This is a genomic window from Chloroflexota bacterium, assembly GCA_035652535.1.
Lineage (GTDB): Bacteria > Chloroflexota > UBA6077 > UBA6077 > SHYK01 > DASRDP01.
Window position 1 is genome coordinate 1 of the sequence record DASRDP010000066.1, and the last position, 25,420, is coordinate 25,420.

At 65.1% G+C, this 25,420-nt stretch carries 21 protein-coding genes; 8 read left to right on the forward strand and 13 right to left on the reverse strand.

Annotation, left to right across the window (positions count from 1 at the left end; all coding sequences use genetic code 11):
* Nucleotides 1-862, forward strand: an 862-nt coding sequence (locus tag VFC51_07500) for an alpha-glucosidase C-terminal domain-containing protein (GenBank protein HZT06861.1), incomplete at its 5' end; no start/stop codon positions are given.
* Nucleotides 863-870: 8 nt separating this feature from the next.
* Here VFC51_07500 and VFC51_07505 read toward each other — a convergent pair.
* The gene (locus tag VFC51_07505) at nucleotides 871-3,171 is read right to left on the reverse strand and encodes a hypothetical protein (protein ID HZT06862.1); all 2,301 of its coding nucleotides are present in this window, start codon (nucleotides 3,169-3,171) and stop codon (nucleotides 871-873) included.
* Between the two features lie 167 nt (nucleotides 3,172-3,338).
* Nucleotides 3,339-4,031 carry an SCO1664 family protein gene (locus tag VFC51_07510; protein ID HZT06863.1) on the reverse strand — a complete coding sequence of 231 codons (693 nt, stop codon included), beginning with the start codon at nucleotides 4,029-4,031 and terminating at the stop codon, nucleotides 3,339-3,341.
* A gap of 301 nt (nucleotides 4,032-4,332) precedes the next feature.
* Between VFC51_07510 and VFC51_07515 the strand changes: the two genes are divergently transcribed.
* The 3 genes from VFC51_07515 (at nucleotide 4,333) to holA (ending at nucleotide 7,745) form a co-directional block, all read left to right on the forward strand.
* Nucleotides 4,333-5,961, forward strand: a complete 1,629-nt coding sequence (locus VFC51_07515; protein HZT06864.1) for a DUF3048 domain-containing protein — start codon at nucleotides 4,333-4,335, stop codon at nucleotides 5,959-5,961.
* A gap of 104 nt (nucleotides 5,962-6,065) precedes the next feature.
* Nucleotides 6,066-6,677 (forward strand): polymer-forming cytoskeletal protein, encoded by a 612-nt coding sequence (locus VFC51_07520; GenBank protein ID HZT06865.1) that lies wholly within the window; start codon nucleotides 6,066-6,068, stop codon nucleotides 6,675-6,677.
* A gap of 51 nt (nucleotides 6,678-6,728) precedes the next feature.
* On the forward strand, nucleotides 6,729-7,745 hold the full coding sequence (holA, locus tag VFC51_07525) for a DNA polymerase III subunit delta (GenBank protein HZT06866.1): 1,017 nt from the start codon (nucleotides 6,729-6,731) through the stop codon (nucleotides 7,743-7,745).
* A 64-nt stretch (nucleotides 7,746-7,809) separates the two neighbouring features.
* Here the strand turns inward: holA and glnA are convergent, their stop codons facing one another.
* The 4 genes from glnA to rpsT form a co-directional block, all read right to left on the reverse strand.
* A complete protein-coding gene (glnA, locus tag VFC51_07530) occupies nucleotides 7,810-9,252 on the reverse strand; it encodes a type I glutamate--ammonia ligase (protein HZT06867.1) in 1,443 nt (480 codons plus the stop codon).
* Nucleotides 9,253-9,464: 212 nt separating this feature from the next.
* Nucleotides 9,465-11,201, reverse strand: coding sequence for an NAD+ synthase (locus VFC51_07535; GenBank protein HZT06868.1), 1,737 nt, complete (start codon nucleotides 11,199-11,201; stop codon nucleotides 9,465-9,467).
* A gap of 40 nt (nucleotides 11,202-11,241) precedes the next feature.
* On the reverse strand, nucleotides 11,242-11,853 hold the full coding sequence (gene lexA, locus VFC51_07540) for a transcriptional repressor LexA (protein ID HZT06869.1): 612 nt from the start codon (nucleotides 11,851-11,853) through the stop codon (nucleotides 11,242-11,244).
* Between the two features lie 215 nt (nucleotides 11,854-12,068).
* Complete coding sequence (gene rpsT / locus VFC51_07545) at nucleotides 12,069-12,461, reverse strand: 30S ribosomal protein S20 (protein HZT06870.1); 393 nt, start codon at nucleotides 12,459-12,461, stop codon at nucleotides 12,069-12,071.
* Nucleotides 12,462-12,510: 49 nt separating this feature from the next.
* Between rpsT and lepA the strand changes: the two genes are divergently transcribed.
* Together lepA and VFC51_07555 are read left to right on the forward strand one after the other, a co-directional pair.
* Nucleotides 12,511-14,361 carry a translation elongation factor 4 gene (gene lepA, locus VFC51_07550; GenBank protein HZT06871.1) on the forward strand — a complete coding sequence of 617 codons (1,851 nt, stop codon included), beginning with the start codon at nucleotides 12,511-12,513 and terminating at the stop codon, nucleotides 14,359-14,361.
* Nucleotides 14,362-14,515: 154 nt separating this feature from the next.
* On the forward strand, nucleotides 14,516-16,246 hold the full coding sequence (locus VFC51_07555) for an ABC transporter substrate-binding protein (GenBank protein ID HZT06872.1): 1,731 nt from the start codon (nucleotides 14,516-14,518) through the stop codon (nucleotides 16,244-16,246).
* 10 nt (nucleotides 16,247-16,256) lie between these two features.
* Here the strand turns inward: VFC51_07555 and infA are convergent, their stop codons facing one another.
* Both infA and VFC51_07565 read right to left on the reverse strand, forming a co-directional pair.
* Nucleotides 16,257-16,514 (reverse strand): translation initiation factor IF-1, encoded by a 258-nt coding sequence (infA, locus tag VFC51_07560; GenBank protein ID HZT06873.1) that lies wholly within the window; start codon nucleotides 16,512-16,514, stop codon nucleotides 16,257-16,259.
* Between the two features lie 131 nt (nucleotides 16,515-16,645).
* Complete coding sequence (locus VFC51_07565) at nucleotides 16,646-16,984, reverse strand: zinc-ribbon domain containing protein (protein HZT06874.1); 339 nt, start codon at nucleotides 16,982-16,984, stop codon at nucleotides 16,646-16,648.
* Between the two features lie 356 nt (nucleotides 16,985-17,340).
* On the opposite strand from VFC51_07565, the gene VFC51_07570 reads away from it, so the two are divergent.
* Together VFC51_07570 and VFC51_07575 are read left to right on the forward strand one after the other, a co-directional pair.
* Nucleotides 17,341-19,008, forward strand: a complete 1,668-nt coding sequence (locus VFC51_07570; protein ID HZT06875.1) for an ethanolamine ammonia-lyase reactivating factor EutA — start codon at nucleotides 17,341-17,343, stop codon at nucleotides 19,006-19,008.
* A gap of 48 nt (nucleotides 19,009-19,056) precedes the next feature.
* Nucleotides 19,057-20,361, forward strand: a complete 1,305-nt coding sequence (locus tag VFC51_07575) for a Rieske 2Fe-2S domain-containing protein (GenBank protein HZT06876.1) — start codon at nucleotides 19,057-19,059, stop codon at nucleotides 20,359-20,361.
* A 6-nt stretch (nucleotides 20,362-20,367) separates the two neighbouring features.
* Here VFC51_07575 and VFC51_07580 read toward each other — a convergent pair whose 3' ends face one another.
* The 5 genes from VFC51_07580 to VFC51_07600 form a co-directional block, all read right to left on the reverse strand.
* The gene (locus VFC51_07580) at nucleotides 20,368-21,099 is read right to left on the reverse strand and encodes an ABC transporter ATP-binding protein (GenBank protein ID HZT06877.1); all 732 of its coding nucleotides are present in this window, start codon (nucleotides 21,097-21,099) and stop codon (nucleotides 20,368-20,370) included.
* Nucleotides 21,096-21,926: an ABC transporter ATP-binding protein gene (locus VFC51_07585; GenBank protein ID HZT06878.1), complete on the reverse strand. Its 831-nt coding sequence runs from the start codon at nucleotides 21,924-21,926 to the stop codon at nucleotides 21,096-21,098. The genes VFC51_07580 and VFC51_07585 overlap by 4 nt, the downstream gene beginning before the upstream one ends.
* Entirely contained in the window at nucleotides 21,919-23,112 is a 1,194-nt protein-coding gene (locus VFC51_07590) for a branched-chain amino acid ABC transporter permease (GenBank protein HZT06879.1), read from the reverse strand. Before VFC51_07590 ends, VFC51_07585 begins: the two co-directional genes overlap by 8 nt.
* Nucleotides 23,113-23,137: 25 nt before the next feature.
* On the reverse strand, nucleotides 23,138-24,094 hold the full coding sequence (locus tag VFC51_07595) for a branched-chain amino acid ABC transporter permease (GenBank protein ID HZT06880.1): 957 nt from the start codon (nucleotides 24,092-24,094) through the stop codon (nucleotides 23,138-23,140).
* Nucleotides 24,095-24,216: 122 nt separating this feature from the next.
* Nucleotides 24,217-25,392 carry a branched-chain amino acid ABC transporter substrate-binding protein gene (locus VFC51_07600; protein ID HZT06881.1) on the reverse strand — a complete coding sequence of 392 codons (1,176 nt, stop codon included), beginning with the start codon at nucleotides 25,390-25,392 and terminating at the stop codon, nucleotides 24,217-24,219.
* Between the last annotated feature and the right edge of the window lie 28 nt (nucleotides 25,393-25,420).

Sequence of the window (25,420 nt, forward strand, 5' to 3'; positions counted from 1 at the left end):
TCACATGGCGTTTCACTTTCCGCTCATGCCGCGCCTCTTCATGGCGCTCCGCCGGGAGGACCGGACTCCCATCACCGAAATCCTTGCGCAGACGCCCGATATTCCGGAATCGACCCAGTGGGGGCTCTTTTTGCGCAACCACGACGAATTGACCCTCGAGATGGTCACCGACGCCGATCGCGACTACATGTATCTCGAATACGCCCGCGACCCGGTCATGCGGCTGAACCTGGGGATTCGGCGCCGTCTGGCGCCCCTGATGGATAACGGTCGCCGGCAGATCGAGCTGCTGAACAGCTTGCTCTTCTCCATGCCCGGGTCGCCCGTCATCTACTACGGCGACGAGATTGGCATGGGCGACAATGTTTACCTCGGCGACCGCCGAGGCGTTCGGACCCCGATGCAATGGTCGAGTGACCGAAATGCGGGGTTCTCTCGCGCGGACCCGGCCCAGCTGTTTAGCCCGGTGAGCTTTGATCCCGTCTACCACTACGAGGCGGTCAACGTCGAAGCGCAGATGCGCACGCCGACCTCGCTCCTGAACTGGATGCGACGGCTCATCGCGGTCCGAAAGAAGTACCCGGTCTTCGGGCGGGGAACCTACGAGGCGCTGCACCCGTCTAACATGAAAGTCCTGGCCTACGTGCGCAGTGACGAGACCCACACGATTCTCTGCGTGGTGAATCTGTCCCGGTACGTCCAGCCCGTAAGCCTCGATCTGCGCGACTTTCTCGGCAGGACGCCCGTCGAGCTGATCGGCGAGATCCCGTTTCCGCCGATCAGCGAGGCGCCGTATTTCTTGAGCCTCGGTCCCCACACATTCTTCTGGTTTCGCCTGGATCCGGCGCCTGGCTCCTCCTGAGGTGCCGCCTATTCCGACGTTTGGTTCACGACGACCGCGAGTGGTACCCCGGAGGTCGATTGGATCACCGCGGAGCCCCGGAACTCTTTGGGCAAGTCCGCCAGAGCCGGCGTGTAGAAGGTCCGGGTCCGACCCGCGTCCACGACGTCCTGCAGCTCGGACATTAGCGCGCCGCTTTCATCGTAGAAATCGGCGGTAACCGGAGCGGGACTTTGGGTTGGATTCTGGACCTGGATTCCCGTGTTCCAGCCGTTGATTGACTTCGTGACGAGGGGGGCCGCGACCAGCGTGGATTGGGGTTGGCCCAGCACGTACCCCATGGCCGCGGTCGCCGCCGATCGCACCTCGCTCGCAATGCCCACAAGCCGGGCCCCCGGACCCCCGACAATGCGCGCCGAGCCGACAAAGCCGTCGGGAAGCTGTGGCTCCGATGGCTGGTAAACGCTGGTCGCCCCGCTTCCCGGGACAGTGACCGCGTCCGTGATCGGGGGGCCGGCCGACTGCTGATAGAGGATCGTGGCGATCGTCGGCGAGGGATTGAGATTGAAGAGCTGGATTCCCGAGTCCCACCCGTTGTAGCGCTTGTACACCACCGGGGCGTACAGCGTGTCCGCTGCCCCGCTCTCCAGCGCGTACGCAAGCCCCGCGCCATTCCCATTGGTCGCGTTGACGACGGCCGCGAGGGGCTGCCCACTCATCGACTGCACGACGGCGGCGCCAACGAGACCGGAGGGAAGCGACGCGTTCGCCGGCTGATAGAAGGCGCGAGCCCCAGACGCGGGGATGGACGCCGATTCGTCCCAGGCGCCACCGCCCGTGGAGACGTACGTGACGCGAACCGCGGCTGCAGAATTCCCCAGGTTTTGGACCTGGATCCCGGAGTCCCACCCACCGCGGCCTTTGAAGATCATCGGCGCGTACAGGGTTGGCGCGGGCGTCGTGGCTGCGGCGTACACCAACCGGCCCCCACCCGATCGCTCTTCAGACACGACGGTCGCGACGGGCCCCGACGCGTTCACAATGGCGCTCCCCGCGAATCCGGGAGCGAGGCCCACATCGGCCGTCGAGGTCGTGGCTGACCCCCAGCCGGGGAGCGCGAATGGCACGCGTGCCGACAGCGCACCGGCCGACGAATACACCTCGACCGATCCGGAGACGGCGACCGACGACGAATTCTGGATGGTCCAGGAGGTCGTCCAATTGTCCGGATCGCACATGACGAGGGGGAGAAACGCCGTCAAGGCGGTGGAAGGCGGCGTGTAGCCGACGGCGCGGGTCGACGGCGTCGCGGCCGCGCTCCCGGTCGTACCAGGGATGAGCTTCGGGGTCACAACCGGCGTCGAGCGACGGGGAGGGGATGGCGCATTGAGCCAGAGGAACGTCACGTCCACCCAATCGTTGCGGGTCATGCCTAGATCGTCCCAATAGCTCCCGTCGGCAAGGTCGATGGAGTTCGGGAGTACGACGAATCGCCCGGAGCCATCGCGCCCGCCGTTGTAGCCGGCAAAGAAGGCGGCCTCGGCCTCGGAGGTCCACCTGGGAAGATCCGCGAACCGCTCGCGCGGCTCATTCCAGTAGTCGTCGTTTTGGTTCCACGGACCAACGTCCCAAACCGGGGCAATGACCGACCTGCCGCGGTATGTGATCTGCACCGAATAATCGGCCGATCCCAATGCGCTGAGCGCGCGCTTCGACGGAAGCGCAACGAACCGGTCGCGGTCCGTGATGACGTGGCCATTCGCCGTGGTGTGTCCAACCATGCCGATCCGCGTGGCCCACACCGTAGCGGTGGGCGGCGCTGGCGGCGCGACTTGCGCGGACCGGACGAGCCTCGACCCGAGCACGACGCGCACGGACCGAACCCGCGGCGCGTCGCCACCCGGCGCCGCGCGCAGCTCAACGCGCGCCTGAACCGTTGAGCAGCAGTCATCAAGCTCGTCCACCGCGTCGGACTCGCGCCACTCGGACCAGCCGCGGCCCGTGCGCCCCCGTACCCAGACAGTCAGGCTTGCGTCGGCTGGCGTCTCCGCGTCCACCTCCACCCGTTCGATCGAGCGAGGGGCATCGAGAGGGACGATCTTCGAATCCGCGATGCCAGCGGCGCGGACCGGCGCTTGGTCGTCCGGAGCCCCGATACCGGCGATGGTAAGGTCCTCGCCATCGACGACCACGACGCCGTCACGCTCGGAGCCGAGAAGATCGTGGGCGCCCAGCTCGATCGCCGCCGGCGGCTCCGCGTGGCGCAGCGCATCCGCCGGGAGGGGATGCGCGCTCAGCGTAGCGGACACCAGGGCGATCAGCGCGATCATCCGCGCCGGTGCGGATGCATGCCGCGCCGAATGCGCGGGAATAGCCCCCGGCACGCGGGTCGTTCCAGAGTGCACGAGGCGATATTGTACGCGGGCGGCTCATCGGGCCCGACCGATGGCGAGCGGGCGCGAGATCCCCTGTGAGAGAATCGTGACGACGCGTCGCGTCAGAACGGCGGCCACGGGACGTTGCGGTACCCACTGAGGGTTGGGTAGCAGCCGGCCTCGACGATGGCATCAATGCGCCGGTAGAGCAGCGCCGTCTCATCCGGATCGATCACCGGCGCCAGGGCGGCTGTCAATCCATCGACGCGCGCCGAATCCTCACGAAACTCCCTCAGCTCGCCGAGCACCGCCGCCGGAACCGGCTCGCCGCAGAAATGCAAGAGCACCGTGCGAACCTTCGGTGGAACGTTGAAGCATAAACCATGATCGATGGCCCACAGGCGACCGCCCGGGTCGCGCAGCAAATGGCCGGCCTTGCGGTCAGCATTGTTGGCGATGATGTCGAATGCGGCGACGCGGGCGAGATCGAGATCGTCCGTGCGCTGAAGTTCCCTGATCGAGCCCGGAGGCTGGGACTCAATGAAGAGCTGAACGGTGCCCACGCCATGGGGGCCGTCGCGGATGACGGTTGGTGGGACGAACGGCCAGCCGATAGCTCGGCTCACCAGGAACGCGGCGTACTCGCGTCGATACAGGGTCCCGTCTGGGAAATCCCACAGCGGCCGCTCTCCGCGCCGCGGCTTGTACACGCCGAGTCCGCTCAACCCCTCGAAGGAGAGGCCGACGCAAAACGTGTAGTTCGAGCCCCAGGGGATATGCTCGCAGCTCGTGATCTCACCGTGTCTCAGGAGCACATGCACGTCCCGTTCAACATACGGACGCCATGGCGTCGCCTGCCGATCTGTCACTCGAGGGTCCTCATGGCATCGCCCACCAGGTCCCTCGGCAGGTGACTCGGACTGCCGTGGGCCGTGGTCCGAAATTCGCCAGATTCTGTCGAGTTGCGCGCCGAGCTGTCAAGAACGCCGGGACGGCGCCGTCGGACGATGTCACAAAATCATCGCTCTTTGCGACAAATCGTTGCAGCTTTGACCACAACGTGTTACAAACCCTCGCCCGAACTCTGACCATAAGGATGCTGCTACGTCGGATCAGATGGCGCCGCGCATCGGCACCACCCGACTCACCCTCGCAGCGCTCCCAGACAGCCTCATCCGCCGCGCAGCGCTGGCCGCGACGGCGCTGACGATGCTGGCTGGCGCCGTCGGCGTCATCGCCTGGTCGACCATGGCGACGCTGCGGGTCGATTCGAACCCGCCGGGCGCCGACGTGTTCGCAGATGGAAACCACGTTGGCCGGACCCCCCTTCTCCTCAACACCATGGGAAGCGCCACCTGGCACGTGCGCGTGATCGCGCCGGGCCACGCCCCGTGGGAAACCGATGCGCAGCTCCATCCGCGCAATACGACGCAGCTCTTCGCATCGCTCGTCGCGTTTCCCGGCACGCTCGTTCTCGAGACTGACCCACCCGGTGCCGCGGCCGTGCTCGATAGCGAGGACGTTGGCCAAACGCCCATCACCATCGACAATGTGGCCGCTGGCGTCCACCACCTCCAGCTATCGCTCGACGATTACGCCGACTGGAACGGAGCCGTGCGGATCGCTCCGGGCGCCACTGCAACCCAGCGAGTCGCGATGGGACCACTCCCAGCGCGACTCACAATCTCGACCCAGGTGCCCGCAGCGGCCGTCCTCGTCGACGGCACGCCGCGCGGCGGGCCAGAGGCAGAGATTGAGCTGGAGCCCGGGCAGCGGGTGATTCGCATCGAGGCCGATGGGTACCGCCCGTGGCAGCGCATGGTCGAGCTTGGTCCCAACGAGCGCCGAACCCTCGAAGTCGACCTCCAGCGGCCGTGGCCAGATGTAGCCGACGGCGACTCTATTTCGCCGCTGGCCGTTGTCGTTGAAAATGAGGAGCATGCGCGTCCCCAATCCGGCCTCGATCGCGCGGACGTCGTGTATGAGGCGCTCGCGGAGGGTGGCATTACGCGGTTTCTGGCCATCTTCGCCACCCAGGAGCCGGACGTCGTCGGCCCCGTACGCTCCGCCCGCGACTACTTCGTCGAGTGGGCCCACGAGTATCGCGCGCCTCTGGTCCACATCGGCGCCAGCCCTCAGGGCTTCGCCGCGCTGGCCGCCACTCAGACGCCGGATCTCGACGAGGCTCGAGGACACCCGGGGTTCTGGCGAACGAAAGATCGGGCCGCGCCTCACAACGCCTACACCAGCGTGGGCGGCGCGCGCGCCGCGTTGGGTGCCAAAGCCGAGGAGGCCGGGACGTTCAGCGGCCTCCTGTACAAGGGCAATAGCCTGAAAAAGGCAGGCGACCTGGAAGGCGAGGCGACCATCTCCTTCGGCCGCGCAGACTACACCGCATCATGGTCCTACGACCCAGTGTCGAACGAATATCTCCGATCGATGAATGGCGCTCCTCATCTCGATGCGCAGTCGGGCGAACAGCTTCGCGCCTCGAACGTGCTCATCGCGTGGGTCGATTCCTGGTTGATACCCGGAGATTCGGCGGGACGACTGCAATTCGCCCAGGTCGGGAGCGGCCGCCTCGTCGCGCTTGTGGATGGCGTAGCCGTCGAGGGGACGTGGACGAAGGACTCGTTCGACTCCTCGACGACCTATAAGACCCTGGATGGCACCCCGCTCACGCTAAACGCCGGGACTACCTGGATCGAGGTGATACCCGCCACGGGCCGCCTTTCGTTCGGCTGATTGACTATCGAAATCAGGCGTGAAATCGCGGCGAACTTCGTTGCCGCCACCCCGGTCGTGGGCTATACTGGCCGCAGTTCGTTCCCGTTTCACGGAGGTAGGTCATGTTCAAACGCGGTGAAGAGTCTGAATGGACCCGTTTTTCGAAGGCCTTCACTGTCAAAGACAAAGAGAAAACTGAGCCTCCCGAAGCGGTGAGCAACACCGCCACCGAGTCCAGCAACGGAGAGGCATCGGCGCCCGCTGAAGTGGCGGGCGCGTCGCAGCCTCCGATGAGCCCGGCTTCCCGCCCGCCAACCTCTGACACCAACCTCACGGTCGCGCGTGCACCGGGGAACGCGGCGGCGGCGCAGATCTCGGGCGGCAGCGAAGACGTCGAGAGCACCATTGGCGAGCATACCTTTTTCGACGGCACCTACCGGTCGAACAGCAGCATTCGGATCCGCGGTACCGCGCAGGGCGAGATCGATTGCGCCCAATCGGTCTTCATCGAGGAAAATGCAAAGGTGTCGGCAAAGGTGAGCGCCGCCAGCATCATGGTTGCGGGCGAAGTGACCGGTGAGTTGAACTGTTCGGGTCGCGTCGAGATTCGGCCATCCGGTCGCGTGACCGGAACCATCAACGCCGCGACCCTCGTGATGCAGGAGGGAGCATACTTCGACGGGAACCTTCGGATGAAATCCGAGGGCGAAGCCGGCGCGCCCGCCGCAAGCTAGCTGCCCCTCGCGCCTCGAGCGAGATCAAAGGTCCTCCAGGCGAGGCCATCCATCCTCTACCTAGCCGTCGGCAAAAACGAGTTTCTCCGTGAAGAATTCGTCGCCCAATTGAAGGCGCGCATGCGCGCCCTCTCTCTGGGCGAGCACAACATCGACGAGTTCGGCCCCGGCGCGCCTATCGCCGACGTCATCGCCACGTGCTCCGCCTCCCCGTTTCTCTGCGAAAAACGGATGGTCATCGCCCGCGCTTTGCTGAACGTGGGTGGTGGCAGGCGCGGACGGTCGCGGGTCAAGATGCCCGCGCCGGACGCCGAAAGCGCGGGGCCGGCGGAGCAGCTCGCCGCGTACGTTCCCGCCTTACCGGCGTCGACGCACCTGGTGGTGGTGGAAGATGACCCCCAAGCTGTAGCGCCGCTCGAATCCGCGCGGCCGGACGCCGTCAAGCGCGAGTTTGCGATTCTGCGCGACGACGCCGTGCCCGGATGGATCGGAAGTCGCGCGCGGACGTACGGGGCGCGAATCTCGGCGCGGGCCGCGCACGACCTCGCACAGCTCGTGGGGTCCGACCTGCGCGCCCTGGACCAGGAGATCGTCAAACTTACGACGTACGCGGAGCCAGGCGCGGAGATCTCCGACGCGGACGTGCATCAGCTCGTCTCAGGAGGCGGGCCGAGCGTGTTCACGCTCCACGACGCCGTTGCGGAGAAGCGTCCGGGCGCGGCCCTCGCCGCTGCGCGCGAGTTGATGAATCGCGGTGCGGACCCGGCCGAGATCTTTGCCCAGATCACCGGCGTCATTCGGCGGCTCATCGTCATGAAGGAGCTGCGGCGCCAGCGCCTTCCGTCGCGCGAAGCCGCGACGTACGGACTGTCGACCAATCCGTACGCGCTCCAAAAGATCGAGCGCCAGGCCGCACGGCGGTCCCTCACCGAGCTGCTGGGGATCTATCGCCGCCTGCACGAGACGGATGTGGAGATCAAGACCGGGCGGAAAGACCCTCGCGTTGCCGTCGAGCTCGCAATCGCGTCCATTGTGGGAATCGCTGCAGACGCACCAAGAGGACAATAGAAGCAAGGGTCCCGCGCCGATTTTCGGCGCGGGACCCTTTGCGCGTCGCGAGCAGTGGCTCGGGTTAGATGTCCGAGTACAGGTGGAACTCCCAGGGATGCGGTCGGAGCCGAATCGGATCGACTTCACGTTCACGCTTGTAATCGATCCACGTGCGAACGAGGTCTTCGGTGAAGACGCCGCCGGCGAGGAGGTACTGATGGTCCTCCTCGAGCGCGCTGAGGGCCTCGTCCAGGGAGCCCGGCGTGTTTCGGACCTTCTGGGACTCCTCGGGCGGAAGCTCGTAGATGTCGTCGTCGACCGGCGCGGGGGGCTCGATTTTATTCGCGATTCCGTCGAGCCCGGCCATCAGCATCGCGGAGAACGCCAGATACGGGTTGCAGCTCGGGTCCGGGCAGCGCAGCTCGAGGCGCCGGGCCGACGGGCTCGCCGAATAAGTCGGAATTCGCACGCACGCCGATCGGTTCCGCTGGGAATAGGCCAGCTTGACCGGCGCTTCGTAGCCTGGTACCAGGCGCCGGTATGAGTTCGTGGTCGGCGCCGCGAACCCCAGGATCGAGGCGGCGTGCTTCAGCAGCCCACCGATGTAGTGCCGAGCCGTTTCGGAGAGGAGCGCGTAGCCATCCTTGTCGTAGAACAGGTTCGTCCCGTCTCTCCAGAGGCTCTGGTGTGTGTGCATGCCGGAGCCGTTATCCTGGAAGAGCGGCTTGGGCATGAAGTTCGCCACGTAGCCGTTCTCGTAGCAGACGTTGCGAACGATGTACTTGTACTTCAGGACTTGATCGGCCATTGCCGTCAACGTCGTGAAGCGCATGTCGATCTCAGCCTGGCCAGCGGTCCCCACCTCATGGTGGTGGACCTCGATGGTGATCCCCGATTCGATGAGCTTCAGGATGATCTGCGACCGCAGATCCTGGAACTTATCCGTGGGCGGGACGGGGAAGTAACCTTCCTTGAACCGGGGCCGGTAGCCCAGATTCGGGTGGCCATTCGGCGCCCAGGAGCCGTCCGCGCCCTGCAGCGGCAATCCGGACGTCTTCCCGCTGTTCCAGATCCCCTCCTCGGAGTCGATCTCGTAGTATCCAAAGTTGGGGCCCTGATCGTATCGAAGCGAGTTGAAGATGTAGAACTCGATCTCCGGTCCCCAGTAGCTCGTAGTCGCGACGCCGGTGTCGATCAGGTGCTGCTCGGCCTTTCGGGCGATGAAGCGCGGATCGCGCGCATAGTAGGTGCGGGTGATGGGATCCGCGACGTCGCAGATCACGCTCAGCGTGGGAACCTTGAGCACAGGGTCGACGAATGCTGTCTCGGGATCCGGGAAGAGGAGCATGTCGCTTTCGTGGATCTTCTGGAACCCCCGGATGCTGGAGCCGTCGAACCCAATCCCTTCATTAAAAAGATCCATATTCAGATCGCTCACAGGGATCGAGAAGTGCTGCCAGATCCCCGGCAGGTCGACGAACTTCAGATCGACGATTTTGACGCCTGCCTCTTTGGCAAGCTCGATGGTCTGCTGTGCCGCGCTCTGATTGACGCGAACAGCGGCGACGGATCCTTTATCCGCAATCACGGGCTGCGCCCCTCCTCTCGCTCTCGAGCCGGCTCGCGTCGGCTCTCAGGTAGCGGCCAGAGGATACCATCGTGCCGGGCGGCGCACCATGGCATATTCATCTAAAAGCCTCCCGGATGCTTTTAGATGATCTGCACAATGCCGGACGATCAGTATTCGCGGAACCGGTTCGTGATGGGCAAGCGACGGTCGCGGCCAAAGGCGCGCGTGCTGACCTTGATCCCCGGCGCCGCTTGGCGCCGCTTGTACTCGCTTCGGTCGACCAGCGCAATGACTCGCGCGACGACCGCTGGATCGAAACCCCGGCTCACGATCTCCTCGTAGCTGCGGTCGTCCTCCACGTACAGCTGGAGGATAGGATCGAGGACGTCGTATTCCGGCAGCGAATCGACGTCGAGCTGGCCGGGGCGCAGCTCGGCGCTCGGCGGTTTCGTCATGACCGATGCCGGAATGACTGGCTCGGTCGCTTGCTCGTTTCGATACCGGGCAAGCTCGTACACCCGCGTCTTCAACACGTCTTTGATGACGGCGAGGCCACCCGCCATGTCGCCGTAAAGTGTCCCGTAGCCGGTGGCCATCTCGCTCTTGTTGCCCGTCGAAAGGACGAGGTGGCCGAACTTGTTCGACAGGGTCATCAGGATGTTGCCCCGTATTCGGGCCTGCAGGTTCTCCTCGGCGACTCCGGGCTCGGTTCCGGCCAATGCGTCGCCCAGCATCGAGAGGGACGCGCTGAACGCCTCCTCTATCGGCACGACGAGGTATCGAATGCCCAGCCGCCGAGCCAGCGCTTCGGCGTCGGTCTTGCTCCCCTCCGAAGAGTAGCGGGACGGCATCGAGACGCCCACCACCCGATCTGGGCCGAGCGCATCGACGGCGAGCGCCGCCGTCAGACTCGAGTCGATTCCGCCCGAGAGACCGACGAGCACGCTTTCGAACCCGTTCTTTCGCACATAGTCGCGAATGCCGAGGACGAGCGCCTCGTACACTTCCCCAACTCGCCCAAACTGCAGCGGCTTGCGGGGGGGGATCGGTGGCTTCTCGCCGCTGTCGTCGCGGCCGGATAGGATGACTCGTTCCACGGAGTCTTCGCCGTCTTGAGGGCGAGCCCGGACCTGCCGCCGCCGCGGATCGTGGAGGCGCTGGCGGAAGACCGACTCCACCTCGAGGTCCACGAAGATCAGCTCTTCGCGAAACTGGCTTCCCTCGGCGAGCAGCCCCCCGTTCTGATCGAAGACGAGACTGTGACCATCGAAAACCAGCTCGTCCTGGCCACCTACCATGTTGACGTAGGCGACGATCGCGAGGTTGTCGAACGCGCGGGTCCACAGCATGTGGTGGCGGGCTTTCCCCTTTTCGGCATGGAAGGGCGACGCGTTGATGTTCAGGATGATTTCGGCATCGGCTGCCGCCTGCGCGGAGACAGGGCCCGTCGGGTACCAGATGTCCTCGCAGATGTTGACGCCGATCAGCGTCTCGCCCAAGTGGATGACCGGCGCCGATCGTCCGGCGCGAAAGTAACGATTTTCGTCGAAGACGCCGTAATTGGGGAGAAAAACTTTGTGGTGAACGGCGGCGAGCTCGCCGTTGTGCGCGATCGCGGCGGCATTGTAGATGTCGGCCCGGGTGTCCACGAAGCCCACGACCGCCGTGATCCCCATCGTCGCGTCAACGATCTCGCGGATGCGCTCGTCATTCTCCCGCAGGAACGAGGGTTTGAGGAGGAGGTCCTCAGGCGGATATCCGGTGACGGCCAGCTCTGGAAACGCGACCAGGTCGGCGCCGAACGCGCGGGCTTCGTCGATCCGTTCGATGATCCGCCGGGTATTGCCCGAGAGATCGCCGACGGTGCTGTTCATCTGGGCCAGCGCGAGGCGCAAACGTCGCACCGCTCACCTCGAGAGGGGGCTGAGCGCCAATCATAGCAAGTCAGTCGATGGATCGGATTACCGAGACCACACGGCCCTGAATGCGGAGTCGATCCGCGTCGACATAGATGGGGTCCATCGCCGGGTTTGCCGGCTGCAGCCGAACACGCTGGCCCTCGCGGTAGACGCGTTTCAGCGTCGCCTCACCGTCCAAGGAATCGCCATCGACAACCAGCGCGACCGCGATCTCGCCGTCGTCCACCGTGTCCTGCGGCTTCACGATCACCACGTCGCCGTCGTCGATGTGGTCGTCGATCATCGACTTTCCCTTGACCCGAAGAGCATAACAGCCCTGGTCCACGAATCGCTGAGGTACTTCCACCACGTCCGTCCCATCGGAGACGGCTTCGATCGGCTGGCCCGCCGCGATGAGTCCCAGCACCCGGACCGACGGCGAACCGCGGTCCGGCAGCTCGATCCCCCGAGAGAGGTCCCGCGCGCGCCTGAGGTGGCCGTCGCGCTCGAGAGCGCGCAAGTTGTAATCGACGACGGATGTGGAGCTGATGCCCACCGCGAGCCCGATCTCGCGGACGGTCGGAGGCCGCCCGTGCTCGGTCACGTACTGCCGTATGAATTCGAGCATCCGCTGTTGCCGATCGCTCAATGCGCCCATCGTGGCTCCCGTTTCGAGATTGGGAACAAGTGTTCTGGGCCCATAATAACAGGACGCGCGTGGCCCGTCAACGTAGAGGACGGCAGGCGCGGACGCTCGGCCCGTAGGCGCGACGCCCGTGGGGGGGCTATTCCGCGGGCTTTGGCTCAGCGCGCGACGCCCGTGGGAGGCTATTCCGCGGGCTTTGGCTCAGCGCCCGACGCCCGTGGGGGAGGCTATTCCGCGGGCTTTGGCTCAGCGCGCGACGCCCGTGGGGCGCGCGGCGTCGCGGCGCGGGTCGTCGTCGCGCGGGCTCGCCGTGGGCGGGGCGCCGCTTCCTCGACGACGGTTCGCTCAGCGGCCAACTTGTTCGCGACCGCCAATCGGTGCATGAGTCGGCTCTTCCTGCGCGCTGCCTGGTTGCGGTGAATCACGCCCTTGCCCGCCGCCTTGTCCAGCTCTTGGGCGGCTTTCGCGACCGCGGTGGTCGCCTCCTCCGCCGACCCGGATGCGAGACCGGCGCGGGCGTTCTTCACGAACGTTCGCACCGCGGAGCGTACCGATCGATTTCGCAAGCGCTTGCGTTCCGAGACGCGGTGCGCCTTGAGTGCGGACCGCTTATTGGCCAAGGGTGTCTCCTTGCTGACGAATCGTTTGTCGTGCGGTCAGTATACGCCAATGGGGAACACCGGGGCCTCGGCGAAGAGCGAACCCGTACAATGTTTCGTTGTGAGCCAGGACCGCATTCGGAACTTCTGCATCATCGCGCACATCGACCACGGGAAGTCCACCCTCGCTGACCGCCTTCTCGAGCTGACCCACACGGTCGCCCCGCGCGACATGGCGGAGCAGGTGCTGGACGCGATGGAGCTGGAGCGCGAGCGTGGCATCACCATCAAGCTGAAGCCCGTCCGCATGCGGTACAGGGCCGCGGACGGCGCCGAGTACCAGTTGAATCTCATCGATACGCCGGGCCACGTCGACTTCGCCTACGAAGTTTCCCGCAGCCTGGCGGCCTGCGAGGGGGCTCTCCTCGTCGTGGATGCCGCGCAGGGGATCGAGGCCCAGACGCTCGCGAATGTCTACCTCGCCCTCGAGCACGATCTGACATTGATCCCCGTGGTGAACAAGATCGACCTGCCCGGCGCGAACCCCCAAGGTGTCGCCAGGGAGATCGAAGAGGTGATCGGCCTTCCGATGACCGATATCCTGTTCATCTCTGCCAAAGAGGGCACCGGCGTCGACGCGGTCCTGGAGGCAATCGTGACCCGCGTCCCGCCGCCCACGGGCGACCCGGGTCAGCCGCTTCGGGCGCTCGTGTTCGACAGCCACTACGATCCGTTCAAAGGGGTCATCGCGCACGTCCGGGTGGTGGATGGTTCGGTGCATGTGGACGATCGCCTCAAGCTCCGAGCCGCAGGGGCCGACGTGGAGGCCCTCGAGGTGGGCATCTTCCGACCGGGCATGGAGCCGCTCGACCGGCTGGAAAGCGGCGAGGTCGGCTACGTCGCGACCGGGCTGAAGGACGTGCGCGACGTGCGGGTCGGCGATACCGTGATGAGCGCGACGCGGCCCGCGGAGGAGCCGCTGCCCGGCTACGCACCGGTCAAGCCCATGGTCTTCGCCGGCCTCTACCCGTTGGCGAACGACAATTACCCGGAGCTTCGCACGGCTCTCGACAAGCTTCGGCTGAACGACGCGGCGATCGTCTACGAGCCCGAAAGCTCCGTTGCCCTGGGCTTCGGATTCCGCTGCGGATTTCTCGGCATGCTGCACCTGGAGATCGTGCGCGAGCGGCTCGAGCGCGAGTATGGGCTGGAGCTGTTGGTCACCTCGCCAAGCGTGGAATATCGGGTGCTGACCACCGACGGCCAAGAGCTGCTCGTCGACAACCCATCCAAGCTGCCGCCGCCGAACCACATCGAGGCGATTTTCGAGCCTTGGGTTCACCTCGACATCATCTCCCCAGCCCGATACATCGGCGCCATAATGGAACTGGTGCGGGCGCGGCGCGGCAGCTACTCCAAACTCGAGTACCTGGACGAACAGCGGGTCCTCCTGCAGTACGAGATGCCCCTCGCCGAACTGATCGTCGACTTCTACGACCAGCTCAAGTCGCAGACCCAGGGGTTCGCCTCCCTCGACTACCACCACGTCGAGGACCGGCCAGGCGACCTCGTCAAGCTCGACATCCTCGTGAACGGCGAGCCCGTTGACGCGCTTTCGACGATCATCCACGCGGATAGCGCCCAGCCCCACGGCCGCGCCCTCGTGGATCAGCTCCGACGCATGATTCCCCGCCAGTTGTTCGACGTGCCGATACAAGCGGCCGTCGGATCGAAGATCATTGCCCGCGAAACGGTCCGGGCGCTCCGCAAGGACGTACTGGCCAAATGCTACGGCGGTGACGTCACGCGAAAGCGGAAGCTTCTCGAAAAGCAGGCCGAGGGGAAAAAGCGCATGAAGCGCCTCGGGAGCGTCGAGGTTCCGCAAGAGGCCTTCATGGCCGTGCTGGCGCGGACGCACTAGCACCAACGTCCCCGCTGGAATCGCGCCGCTCTCGCGGAGTAATCTACGGTCAGACTCTGAGACGCAGTGGTGGGAGCTAGCGGATGACGAGACGCATGCGCTGAGCGCGCGATCGCCAGATCGTCCTTGATTCCGAGACGACGGAGAAGGGGGTATGGACATGAGACTGGCGTTGTCGATGGCCGTCGTAGACCCGCGTATCGCCCTGGGCGCGGTCGTCGTGCTCCTGAGCTGCGCCCGCCCGAGCCCTCAGGGAGCCACCACGAGCGCCTCCGTCGCCCCGGCCGCGCCCCAGCGCACCCTCGTGCTGGCCGTTCGCACCGAGCCGCCAAGCTTGTCCGACCGGCCTTTCGTCAGCACCACGCCCGTCCTCGACACCGTTCCGCTCTTCAACGCCGAGCTGGACCGCAAGGACGAACGAGGTCAGTCGTCCCCCTACCTGGCCGAGGCGCTGCCGACGGTGGGAACCGAGAGCTGGCGGGTGCTCCCCGATGGTGGGGCCGAGACGACCTACCGCCTGAAGCCGAATTTGACGTGGCATGATGGCCAGCCGCTAACCGCCAACGACTTCGTGTTCGCGTGGCACGTGTATGCCACGCCGGATCTCGGCGCGTCGCGATCCCTGCCCTTCGAGCCGATGCAGGAGGTATCTGCCGTCGACGACCGGACGTTCGTCATCCGGTGGCGGGAGATCTACGCCGATGCGGACCAGCTCGGCACGAGCTTTCCGCCGCTCCCCCGCCACATATTGGAAAAGGACTTCAGCAACCTCGATCCATCGACGTTCCCGACCCTCGCCTACTGGTCTACCGAATACGTCGGCGTTGGTCCGTTTCGGCTGACCCGGTGGGAGCCCGGGTCGTTCATCGAGGGCGACGCGTTTCCCGGGTTTGTGCTCGGTGCGCCAAAGGTCGACCACGTGAAGGCGCAGGTGATCCCGGACGCGAATACGGCGGTCGCGAATCTCCTCTCGGGCACCGTTCACTTTATCGGCCAATACATCCTGTCGCCCGACAACATTCCGTCGCTGGAGAGCCAATGGGGCGCGGATGGCGGGACGATCCTCTACTCACCGGTCGACCTTCGCGGTGGCTGGGTCCAGCAGCGGCCGGAATTCGTGAGTCCGGCGGCGCTCCTCGACGTCCGCGTCAGACAGGCGCTGGCGCATGCCCTGGACAGGGCGGCGGGGAACGAAGCGCTCTACGCGGGCCGCGGCATCCTCGCGGATACGTGCTTGTCTCCCCTCGCGCCCTTCTACAGTCAGGTGGAGCCGGTGTTGCAGAAGTATTCGTACGACCCGCGCGCATCGCAGCAGCTCATGCAAGAGGCGGGGTTCGCGAAGGGATCCGACGGGTTTTACGTCGACCGCGACGGGTCGCCGCTCGAGATCAGCGTCGCAGACCTGGCCAGCACGCAGAACGATCACGAGAACGCGGCCGTGGTGGATGGGCTGAGGCGATCGGGCTACGACGCGCAGATGAACGTCCTGGCGTCGAACGCCACGCGGGACCTGGAAGCGCAAGCGAAGCTGTCCGGTCTTTTCGTCCAAGGGTGCGGCGCAACGCTGAACCGCCTACAACAATTCACCTCGACCCAGGTGGCGCGCCCGGAGAACCACTGGGCGGGGATGAACCGAATCGGGTGGGTGAGCCCGGATTACGATCGGGCATATCAAGCGTTTACGCAGACACTGGATTCGTCCGAGCGCATCCGTGACGTCGCGGAGATGCATCGCCTGCTGTCCCAGCAACTGCCCATTATTCCGTACTGGCTGCGACCGGTCATTACGGCCTATTCCCGAGACATCAAGGGCCCAATCGCTCGGCAGACGGCAGACGTCCAGTACTCAGTGTTGGACGTCTGGAACTGGTCCTGGAGTAGCTGACCGGACGGAGCTAGCGCTTGACGGCGTCCGCGTCCGGCGCAACGACGGGCGCACCCTGGCGGTACGTAATACGTCCGCGCGTCAGGTCGTACGGGCTCAGCTCGACTTTCACACGGTCGCCGAGCGCCATACGAATGTGGAATTTGCGCATCTTTCCTGAGGTGTAGGCGAGCACATCCTGGCCGGTATCGAGGTGTACCCGAAATTGGCCGTCTCGCAGGGAATCGGTGATGACGCCGCTCACCTCGACGGCGTCGCCCTTTGGCATGAGCTTCCTCCGAAATCTGTCGTCCTGACGATTGTAGCAGCCGCAATGGGGCGCGGAGCAGAAAAAGGCCGCGTACCCACGGGAGGCTGCGCACCCGTGCGCCCGCGGCCTGAGGACCGACCTATGAACGCCTATCGATAGCTGGTGCGCTCGCCGCGGACTTGCTGAAAACAGTCGGAGCAATACACGGGGCGGTCGGTGCGCGGCTGGAAGGGAACGAGCGCCTCTTTCCCGCAATTGCTGCAGACCGCGCTGAACATCTCGCGCTCGCGGCCGTAGCCACCGCCGCCGCGATAGGCACCTCCGTAGCCTCCCGTCGCCTGCGATGCCCGTCGCGCGGCGCGACAATCCGGGCAGCGGCTGGGCTCGTTCATGAGCCCATGCGACGCGTAGAATTCCTGTTCGCCCGCGGTGAAGGTGAATGGCTGACCGCACTCGCGGCAGGTCAAGGTCTTGTCGAGGTAGCTCACGCTGACTCCTCGTATTAGACTTGGTCGATTTCGTCAGCGCGAGCGAGGCACAACTCGGGCCGACGATCGACCCGCGTTCTACCGTTTCGGCGACGTTGAATCCGATCCAGCGGCGGCAGTATAGCACACGGAATCCACACCTTTAACAATTCCAACATAAATTCCGGTCGGCGTCCGCTACAGAACTCGAACAGATTCGGTCGGTCGAGACCTATTTGCAGCCGTGCTTCCGCACTGGTATTCTGGCGGTCAGCAGAACTGTTCCCACCTTCGGGGCCCAGCGCTTGGCATGTCCGCTGCGTCAGTTGCGGCGCACGACGGGTGGTGGAAGGAATCAACACAAAGGATGAGCGCGCATGAGTGACGGACACGACGTACCCGGCTTCGACCACGATCACGGCCTTCCCGAAGGGGTGGAGCTGATCACCGAGGACATCGAGGGACTGGAGATGTTCACCCTCCGGAGCGTGGGCATCGACATCGGCTCCTCGACGACCCACCTGGTCTTTTCGAAGCTCACCCTCCGCCGCGAGGGGGCCGCGTTCTCGGCCCATTTCCGGGTTACCGAGCGCGAGATGATGTATCAGTCCCCCATCATGCTCACGCCCTACATCGCGGGCACGCTCATCGATACGGACCGGGTCACAACCTTCATCCATCGAGCATATGCCGATGCCGGCCTCGAGCCCCAGGACATCGACACCGGCGCGGTCGTCCTCACCGGTGAAGCATTAAAAAAGGAAAACGCGCGGCCCGTCGCGGAGTTCTTCGCGAAGGACTCCGGCAAGTTCATCTGCGCCTCAGCCGGCCCGAACCACGAGGCGGTACTGGCCGCCCACGGGTGCGGGGCAGTCGCCCTCTCCAAGTCGGTGAACGGGACCGTCCTGAACGTCGACGTGGGTGGCGGGACCTCAAAGCTGTCTGTCGTGCGCGATGGGGTGGTCACGCAGACCGCGGCGGTGAACGTCGGCGCCCGGCTCGTCGCCTTCGATGAGCACGGGATCGTGACGCGCGTGGAGGAGCCCGTCGCCCTCATCAGCAAGGAAGCCGGCTGCGGCATCGTCCTCGGCCAACCGTTCTCCGAGGCAGACCGGCGACGATTCGCGGACACGATGGCGTCGGTACTCTTCGAGGTCATGCAAGGAGGCCCGTACTCGCAACTCACCCAGGACCTCATGATCACTGAGCCCCTCGAGGGCTACAGGAATTTCGCGGGCGTCGACCACATCATCTTCTCCGGTGGCGTCTCCGAATACGTCTACGAGCACGATGCCACGACCTATGGAGACCTGGGACCGCTGTTGGGCGAAAGCATCCGCGCGCGCCTGGGGGAGCTTCCCCGGAAGGACATGGTCCAGGAGCCCGTCGCAGGTATTCGCGCCACTGTCATCGGAGCCGGCGAGTACACGATGCAGGCCAGCGGCACGACGAGCTACATCTCGAGTACCGATGCGCTGCCAGCCTTCGGACTGCAGGTCGTTCGCCCCGTTCTGGATGACGGCGTATCGGTGGAGGGCGCTATCCAGCAAGCGCTTGCGAAGTTCGACCTCACCGAGCTGATCCCGGGCCTCGCGATCGCCATCCCCCTCAGCGGCCAGCAGAACTACCAGACGCTGCGGCGCGTCGCCGATGGCGTCTTCGCCGTCGCGAGCCGCGCGCCGGACACCAGCCAGCCCCTCTTCCTCATCATGAACCTCGACGTGGCGAAATCGCTCGGCGGCATCCTGCACGAAGAGCTGAATCTCGATCGAGAGATCGTCGCCGTCGACGGCATCGAAGTGGGAGACCTCGATTACGTCGATATTGGGCGACCCGTGGGAACGTCCGAGGTGCTGCCGGTCACCGTGAAGTCCCTCATGTTTCCTGCCGAGCATGCCTCCGGGCACGGTCACCATCGCGGGCACGATCCGGCATACGGCCACGAGCACGACCACGAGTACATGCACGCCCACGGAATCGCGCACGAGCATGACGACGGAAACGGCCACGTGCACGCCGACCACGAGGCCCACACGCACGCGTAATTCTTCGCCACGGGTCCGTGGGCAACACCAAACCAATGGGAGGAATCGGTGCTCACCGCTGAAGAAAATGAACGGATGTCACGCGTCGGGCCAGGCACGCCCATGGGTGACTTGCTCCGGCGATACTGGCACCCGGTGGCCGCGACGTCGCAGCTCCCGTCCCATGGCACGCGCCCGGTGCGGCTCCTCGGCGAGGACCTGGTGCTCTACCGCGACCGACAGGGCAAACTCGGACTTGTCGGCGATCGGTGCCCGCACCGGCGCGCCGGGATGGTGTTCGGCATTCCCGAGCAGAATGGGCTCCGATGCGCGTATCACGGGTGGCTCTTCAGCGAAACCGGCCGCTGCCTCGAGCAGCCCTATGAGCAGACCGAGGATCCGGCAAGCACCTTCCGCGATCGGGTGACGATCACCGCATACCCCGTCGAAGAGCTTGCCGGACTGATCTTCGCGTATCTCGGTCCCCTGCCCGCGCCGCTCCTTCCCCGATGGGACGTTTTCGCCATGCAGGGCGTCATGCGCGACATCGGCGCAACCGTGATCCCGTGCAACTGGCTTCAGTGCATGGAGAACTCCCTCGACCCCGTTCACGTCGAGTGGCTGCACACCCACTTTTCCGACTACGTCCTCGAGCGCCTGGGGCGGCCCGACCTAAAGCGGCGCGCCATCCGGAACGGCGTTCGGGATGACAAGCCCTGGAAGCACGAGAAGATCGGCTTCACGGTGTTCGAGCATGGCATCACCAAGCGGCGCGTGCTGGAGGGCGGGACCGAGGACGACGAAGACTGGAAGGTTGGCCATCCCATCGTCTTCCCGAACATTCTCCGAACGCTGAACGCGTTCCAGATGCGCGTCCCCATCGACGATACGCACACCTGGCACGTGTGGTACACGACGTACGAGCCCGGCCCCGGGCTCGAGTATCAGCCCCAGGACACGATTCCCTACTACGACGTGCCGGTGGCCGGCGTCGACGCCAACGGTGAGCCGCAATGGAGCCTGCTCGACAACAACAGCGGGCAGGATATGGCCATGTGGTACACGCAGGGCGACATCGCGGACCGAAGCCAGGAGCACCTCGGGATCTCAGACAAAGGGATCATCATCTATCGCAACCTCCTGAAGGAGAACATCGAGAGGGTCGCGCGCGGTGAGGACCCGATGAACGTGTTCCGCGACCCCGAGGAGAACGACTACATCTGGCTTCCGGTAGAGAAAAACTCATACCGCTTCGGGGATCGCGGAAACCTTCGCGTCAATCGCTCGGGACAGGCCAGCAAGTACAGCCCCGTGCTGAAGGACGCGGTGGTTCGAACTCGCGGGGAAGAGGCCCTTCTGGAGCCCGTGCACTAACCGGAATCAGGGCTCCGTCGCCAACGCTCCATCGATCCCAAGGTAGGCGCTTTGCACTATGGGGTTGTTGCGCAGCGCGGCCGACGGGCCTTCCAGAACGATCGAGCCCGTCTCGAGCACGTAGCCGCGGTGCGCGATCTCCAGCGCCATCATGGCGTTCTGCTCCACCAAGAGAACGGTCGTTCCCTGCGCGTTGATCTGGCGAATCGTGTCGAAGATCAGCGATACCAGCATCGGGGCGAGCCCCATGGACGGCTCGTCGAGGAGGAGCAGACGCGGGCGCCCCATCAGGGCCCGTCCAATGGCGAGCATCTGCTGCTCCCCGCCGGACAGCGTCCCGCCATGCTGGCGGGCCCGTTCCCGAAGTCGAGGAAAGAGGGCAAAGATCCGCTCGATATCTTCCTTGATGCCGCGGTCTTTCCGTGCGAAAGCGCCCATCTCGAGGTTTTCCAGCACCGTCATGCGCGGAAAGATGCGACGCCCCTCCGGCGCCTGGCACACGCCCAGCTCGACGATGCGGTGAGGCGGGAGCTCGTCGATGCGCTGATCGGCCAGGACTACTGAGCCGCGTCTCGGGTGCAGCACGCCCGCGATGGTATTCAGGGTCGTGGATTTCCCCGCACCGTTCGCCCCGATGAGGGTCACGATCTCACCTGGCTCCACAGAGAGGGAGATGCCCTTCAAGGCGCGTACGTGCCCGTAGTACGTCTCGATGTTCTCAACGCGCAGTAGCGTCATGGTCCGGCGGCGGGCCTCCCCAGATACGCTTCGATCACCCTGGGATCGCGCTGCACCTCCTCGGGGCGGCCGTCCGCGATCCTCGTCCCGTAGTCGAGGACATACACATAGTCGGACACGCCCATCACGACCTTCATGTCGTGCTCGACGAGGATGATGGTGACATCGAGCTCCGCGCGGATACGGCCGATGAGGCCCATGATCTGTGCCTTCTCGGAGGGATTCATGCCAGCCGTCGGCTCGTCCAGGAGCAGCACGACGGGCTCTGAGGCCAGCGCCCGCGCCAGCTCCAGACGCCGCTGGTCGCCGTACGCGAGGCTCCGTGCCCATACGCCATCGATGCCGTCGAGGCCGACGAATTGCAGCAGCTCATGCGCCCGATGTGCCGCCCGACGCTCTTCGGCCACAACCCACGGCGGCCGAATGAGCGCCCCCATCGGCGTCGCGCGCAGCCGGGCGTGCATGCCCACCAGCACGTTGTCGAGCGCGCTCATCGTTCCGAACAAGCGGATGTTCTGAAACGTTCGGGCGACGCCGAGCCGCGTGATGACGTGCGGGGGCTGGCCGGCAAGCTCGCGCCCGAGCAGACGGATCGACCCCGCCGACGGACGAATCAATCCGGAGATCATGTTGAACAGGGTGGTCTTGCCGGCGCCGTTCGGGCCGATGACGCTCGTCACGCTCGCCCGCGCAACGTCGAGGTCGACCGCGCTCACGGCGACGAGGCCGCCGAAACGCTTGGTGAGACCGCGAATCTGGAGCACGGCCGGCGTCGAGGCGATGTGGGCCGGCGTCGTGGCTATCAGCGAGGTTGAGCCGTCAATCATGGGCCGGCGCCTCCACCGCCCCGGCGCCATGCAGCTCGGCGCCTCGCTGCCGATTGGGGAAGATCCCTTCCGGTCGGAGAAGCATCATCAAGACGAGGGCGAGACCATAGATCATGAACTTGCTGCTTCCGAGATCCACATTGGAGAAAAAACCGATTCCCGTCAACGAGCCGAGGCCGTGGAGCCAGCTCGTCGCCTGTTCTGTGAGGATCAGATTGAACGCACCCATCACCACGCCGCCGAAGATCACACCCCACACGTTTCCGATGCCGCCCAGGATGATCATCGAGAGCACCATGATGGAGATGTCGAACTGGAACTGGAACGGATCGATGAATTGGAGCATCGATGCGAAGAGCGAGCCGGCGAAGCCAGAGAACGAGGCGCCCATGGCAAAGGCGAGGAGCTTGGTCCGCACGAGATCGATCCCCATGCTTGCCGCCGCGATCTCATCCTCCCGCATCGCCATCCAGGCGCGGCCGAGCCGCGAGTCTCTGAGTCGCAGGACGATGAAGACCGTGAGCGCGCCGACGAGGAGGATCAGGTAGTACCAGAGGACCTGATCGGTGGCGAACAGCTCCTTCTGCACCAAAGCCGGCCCCGCGGCGGTGGCCTCGATCCACGGGAGATGGGGGCGACCGATCGGATTCATCCCCTTCGAGCCGCCAGTCCATGCCTCCAGATTCAAAAAAGCGCGTGGCACGATCTCACCGAAGGCCAGCGTGACGATGGCGAGGTAGTCGCCGCGCAGCCGCAAGGTTGGCGCCCCGAGCACCACGCCGCACGCCGCGGCCACGAACCAGCTTGCCACCAGCGCGATCCAAAAATCGGTGCGGAACGGAAATGGGCTCGAAGGCGAGGTCAGAAACGCCGCCGTGTATCCGCCGATGGCAAAGAACGCCGCGTATCCGAGATCGAGGAGCCCAGCGAACCCCACGACGATGTTCAGCCCGAGCGCGAGGATCGTGTAGATCAAGATCGGGTTCATCGAGCCCATTGCCTGGAACCGAAACTGACGGTCAAGGGCAGGGTAGACGACGAGGACGACGATGAACGTGGTGAGAACCGCGTTTCGGAGGACTTCGGCGCCGGTTCGCGCGCGAAGCGACGGCAGCGACGACGCGGCGCGGAGAACCGCGGTCAGTCGTCCACGGTTGGCCGCGGCGCCGGCCGGCTGCTTCACCATCGACTGCCTCCGTGGCGCGCCGCTGCTACGCTCGGTCCGGCGTTTGCTCGCCGAGGAGCCCCGTCGGGCGGAACACGAGGATGAGGATCAGGATCCCGAACACCACGGCTTGCGTCCACCGCGGATCGATGAGGAAATCCGAGAGCGCCGCGATCACGCCGATCAGCATACCGCCGACCAGCGCTCCGGAGATATTGCCGATGCCGCCCATCACCGCCGCGGTGAAAGCGTAAAGCCCATTGCGGAACCCCTGAAAGAACCAGGCTGTGTTGTTGTAGAGCCCGTACATCGTCCCGGCCGCCCCCGCGAGCCCGCCGGCGAGGAGAAATGTCACCATGACCGTTGTGTTGATGTCGATGCCCATGAGCGCCGCTGCCTGGCGGTCTTGCGCTGTCGCCCGCATCGCCTTGCCGAGCCGCGTTCGCTGTACGAACATGCTCAGCGCGTAGGCGAGGGGGAGCGCGACGACGATCACGAGCAGGTCTTTGACGCCGAATGACACGGACGTCTTGACCTTGAGGACGTCACGAAAGATGTCGATGTTGGGCAGGAGTCCGGGAAAATCCACCGGCGATGCGCCCTTCCAGTGCAAGCCCACGTTGATGAGGATGAAGCTCACGCCGATCGCAGAAATCAGCGGGGCGAGACGAGGCGCGCGCCGCAGGGGACGGTAGGCCAGACGCTCGATGGCGGCGTTGAGCACCGCGCACACGAGCATCGAGGCGATCAGCATCGCGACGAGAAGAGCGGCGATGGCGACCGGCGGGAGCGCGTAGGCCTGGGGAGCGCCTAACAACCCGGGAATCCACGTCACCAGAGTTAGTGCTGTCATCGTGCCGATCATGAACACGTCGCCGTGGGCGAAATTGATCAGCTCGATAATTCCGTACACCAGCGTGTAGCCGAGGGCGACGAGGGCGATCAGCGATCCATTGGCCACGCCGATGAGGAGGATCTGAACAGCCTGCTCATACCACTGCATTCGCGGCTAGCGCCACCGTCCTCCAGCAGGGTCGGACCTGACCCGCGGGGAGCGCCCGCCGGATCTCCGTGGGAGCGCCGCGGGAGGGAACGGAGCGCCTCCGCGGCGATTGGCAGCCGGCACTAGCTCGCCTCGAGCAGCACGGCGTTGGCGTCGTCGAATGCGCCGTTTTTCACTTGCCGACCGCTCAGGGTGCTGAGCGTGGTATCGCCGTTGGCGTCGAAGCTCCACTTGCCCAGGACCCCGTCGAAGTCTTTCGTGTGGATCATGGCATCGCGCACCGCCGCGCGATCGGCCTTGCCCGCCCGCGCGATCGCGTCCAGCACGACCTTGGCGGCCTCGTAGCCGTAGGCCGCGTACGCCTCTGGCTCCGCCTTGTACTGGTCCTTGTATCGCTTGTACCAGTCCGCGCCCTTGCCCGTGAGCTTGGACGGCGGAACGCCGCCGAAGGTGATGTACGCGCCCTCGGCGGCGGGCCCGGCCGCGTCAATAAACGCCTTTTCGTAGATGCCGTCTGGGCCCATGAACTTGACGTCAGGCATGGCGGCTTTGAGGTCCTGAAGGAGCTTGCCCGCGTTGTTCTGGGTGATGCCCCCGAAATAGACGAGGTCCGGGTTGGCGGCGCGAATCTTCTGGGCGAGGGCCCGGTAGTCCGAAGCCTTCGGGTCGATGCCTTCGGGGCCGCCGACGATGGTGAGCCCGATTTTTCGGGCTGTGTCCACGAAGATGGTGGACAGCCCGTGTCCGTACAGCTCCTGGTCATCGAGGACGTAGGCGTTCTTCACGCCGAGGGATTTGGCCCAGTTGGCCGCCGCGGACCCCTGCAGGTCGTCGGCGGGGACGACGCGCATGTAGTTCCGCGGGCAGCCCGGGTAATACTTGTCGGGCTCATCCGGCTGGCCCTTCCCCGGCTTGGTGAGCCCGACTGCGGTATTGGCAGGCGAGATCATCGCCAGGCCGGCCTTGCACAAGATGGGGATCGAGATGGCGGCGGCGCCTGAATTGAAGGTGCCGATGTAGGCGATCACCTGCGGATCGCTCACCGCTTTGTTGGCATTGTCGGCCTCTTTACCGGCGTCCCAGCTTCCTTTCGCCGCGGTCGCGTCGTCGAGATCATCGTATTGAATTGTGAAGCTCCCGGCCTTGTTGTTTGCCTCAGAGAGCGCCATCTTGATGCCGTTGACGATCGTGTCGGTCTGGCCCTTGGACGAGCCGGTGCGCGGGAGGCTCGACACGATTTTCACCGTGGCTCCACCGGATGGCGCCGCGGAGGGTTGCGAACACGCAGAGACCAGCATGCTGCCCAGCAGCCCCGCCACCAGCCAT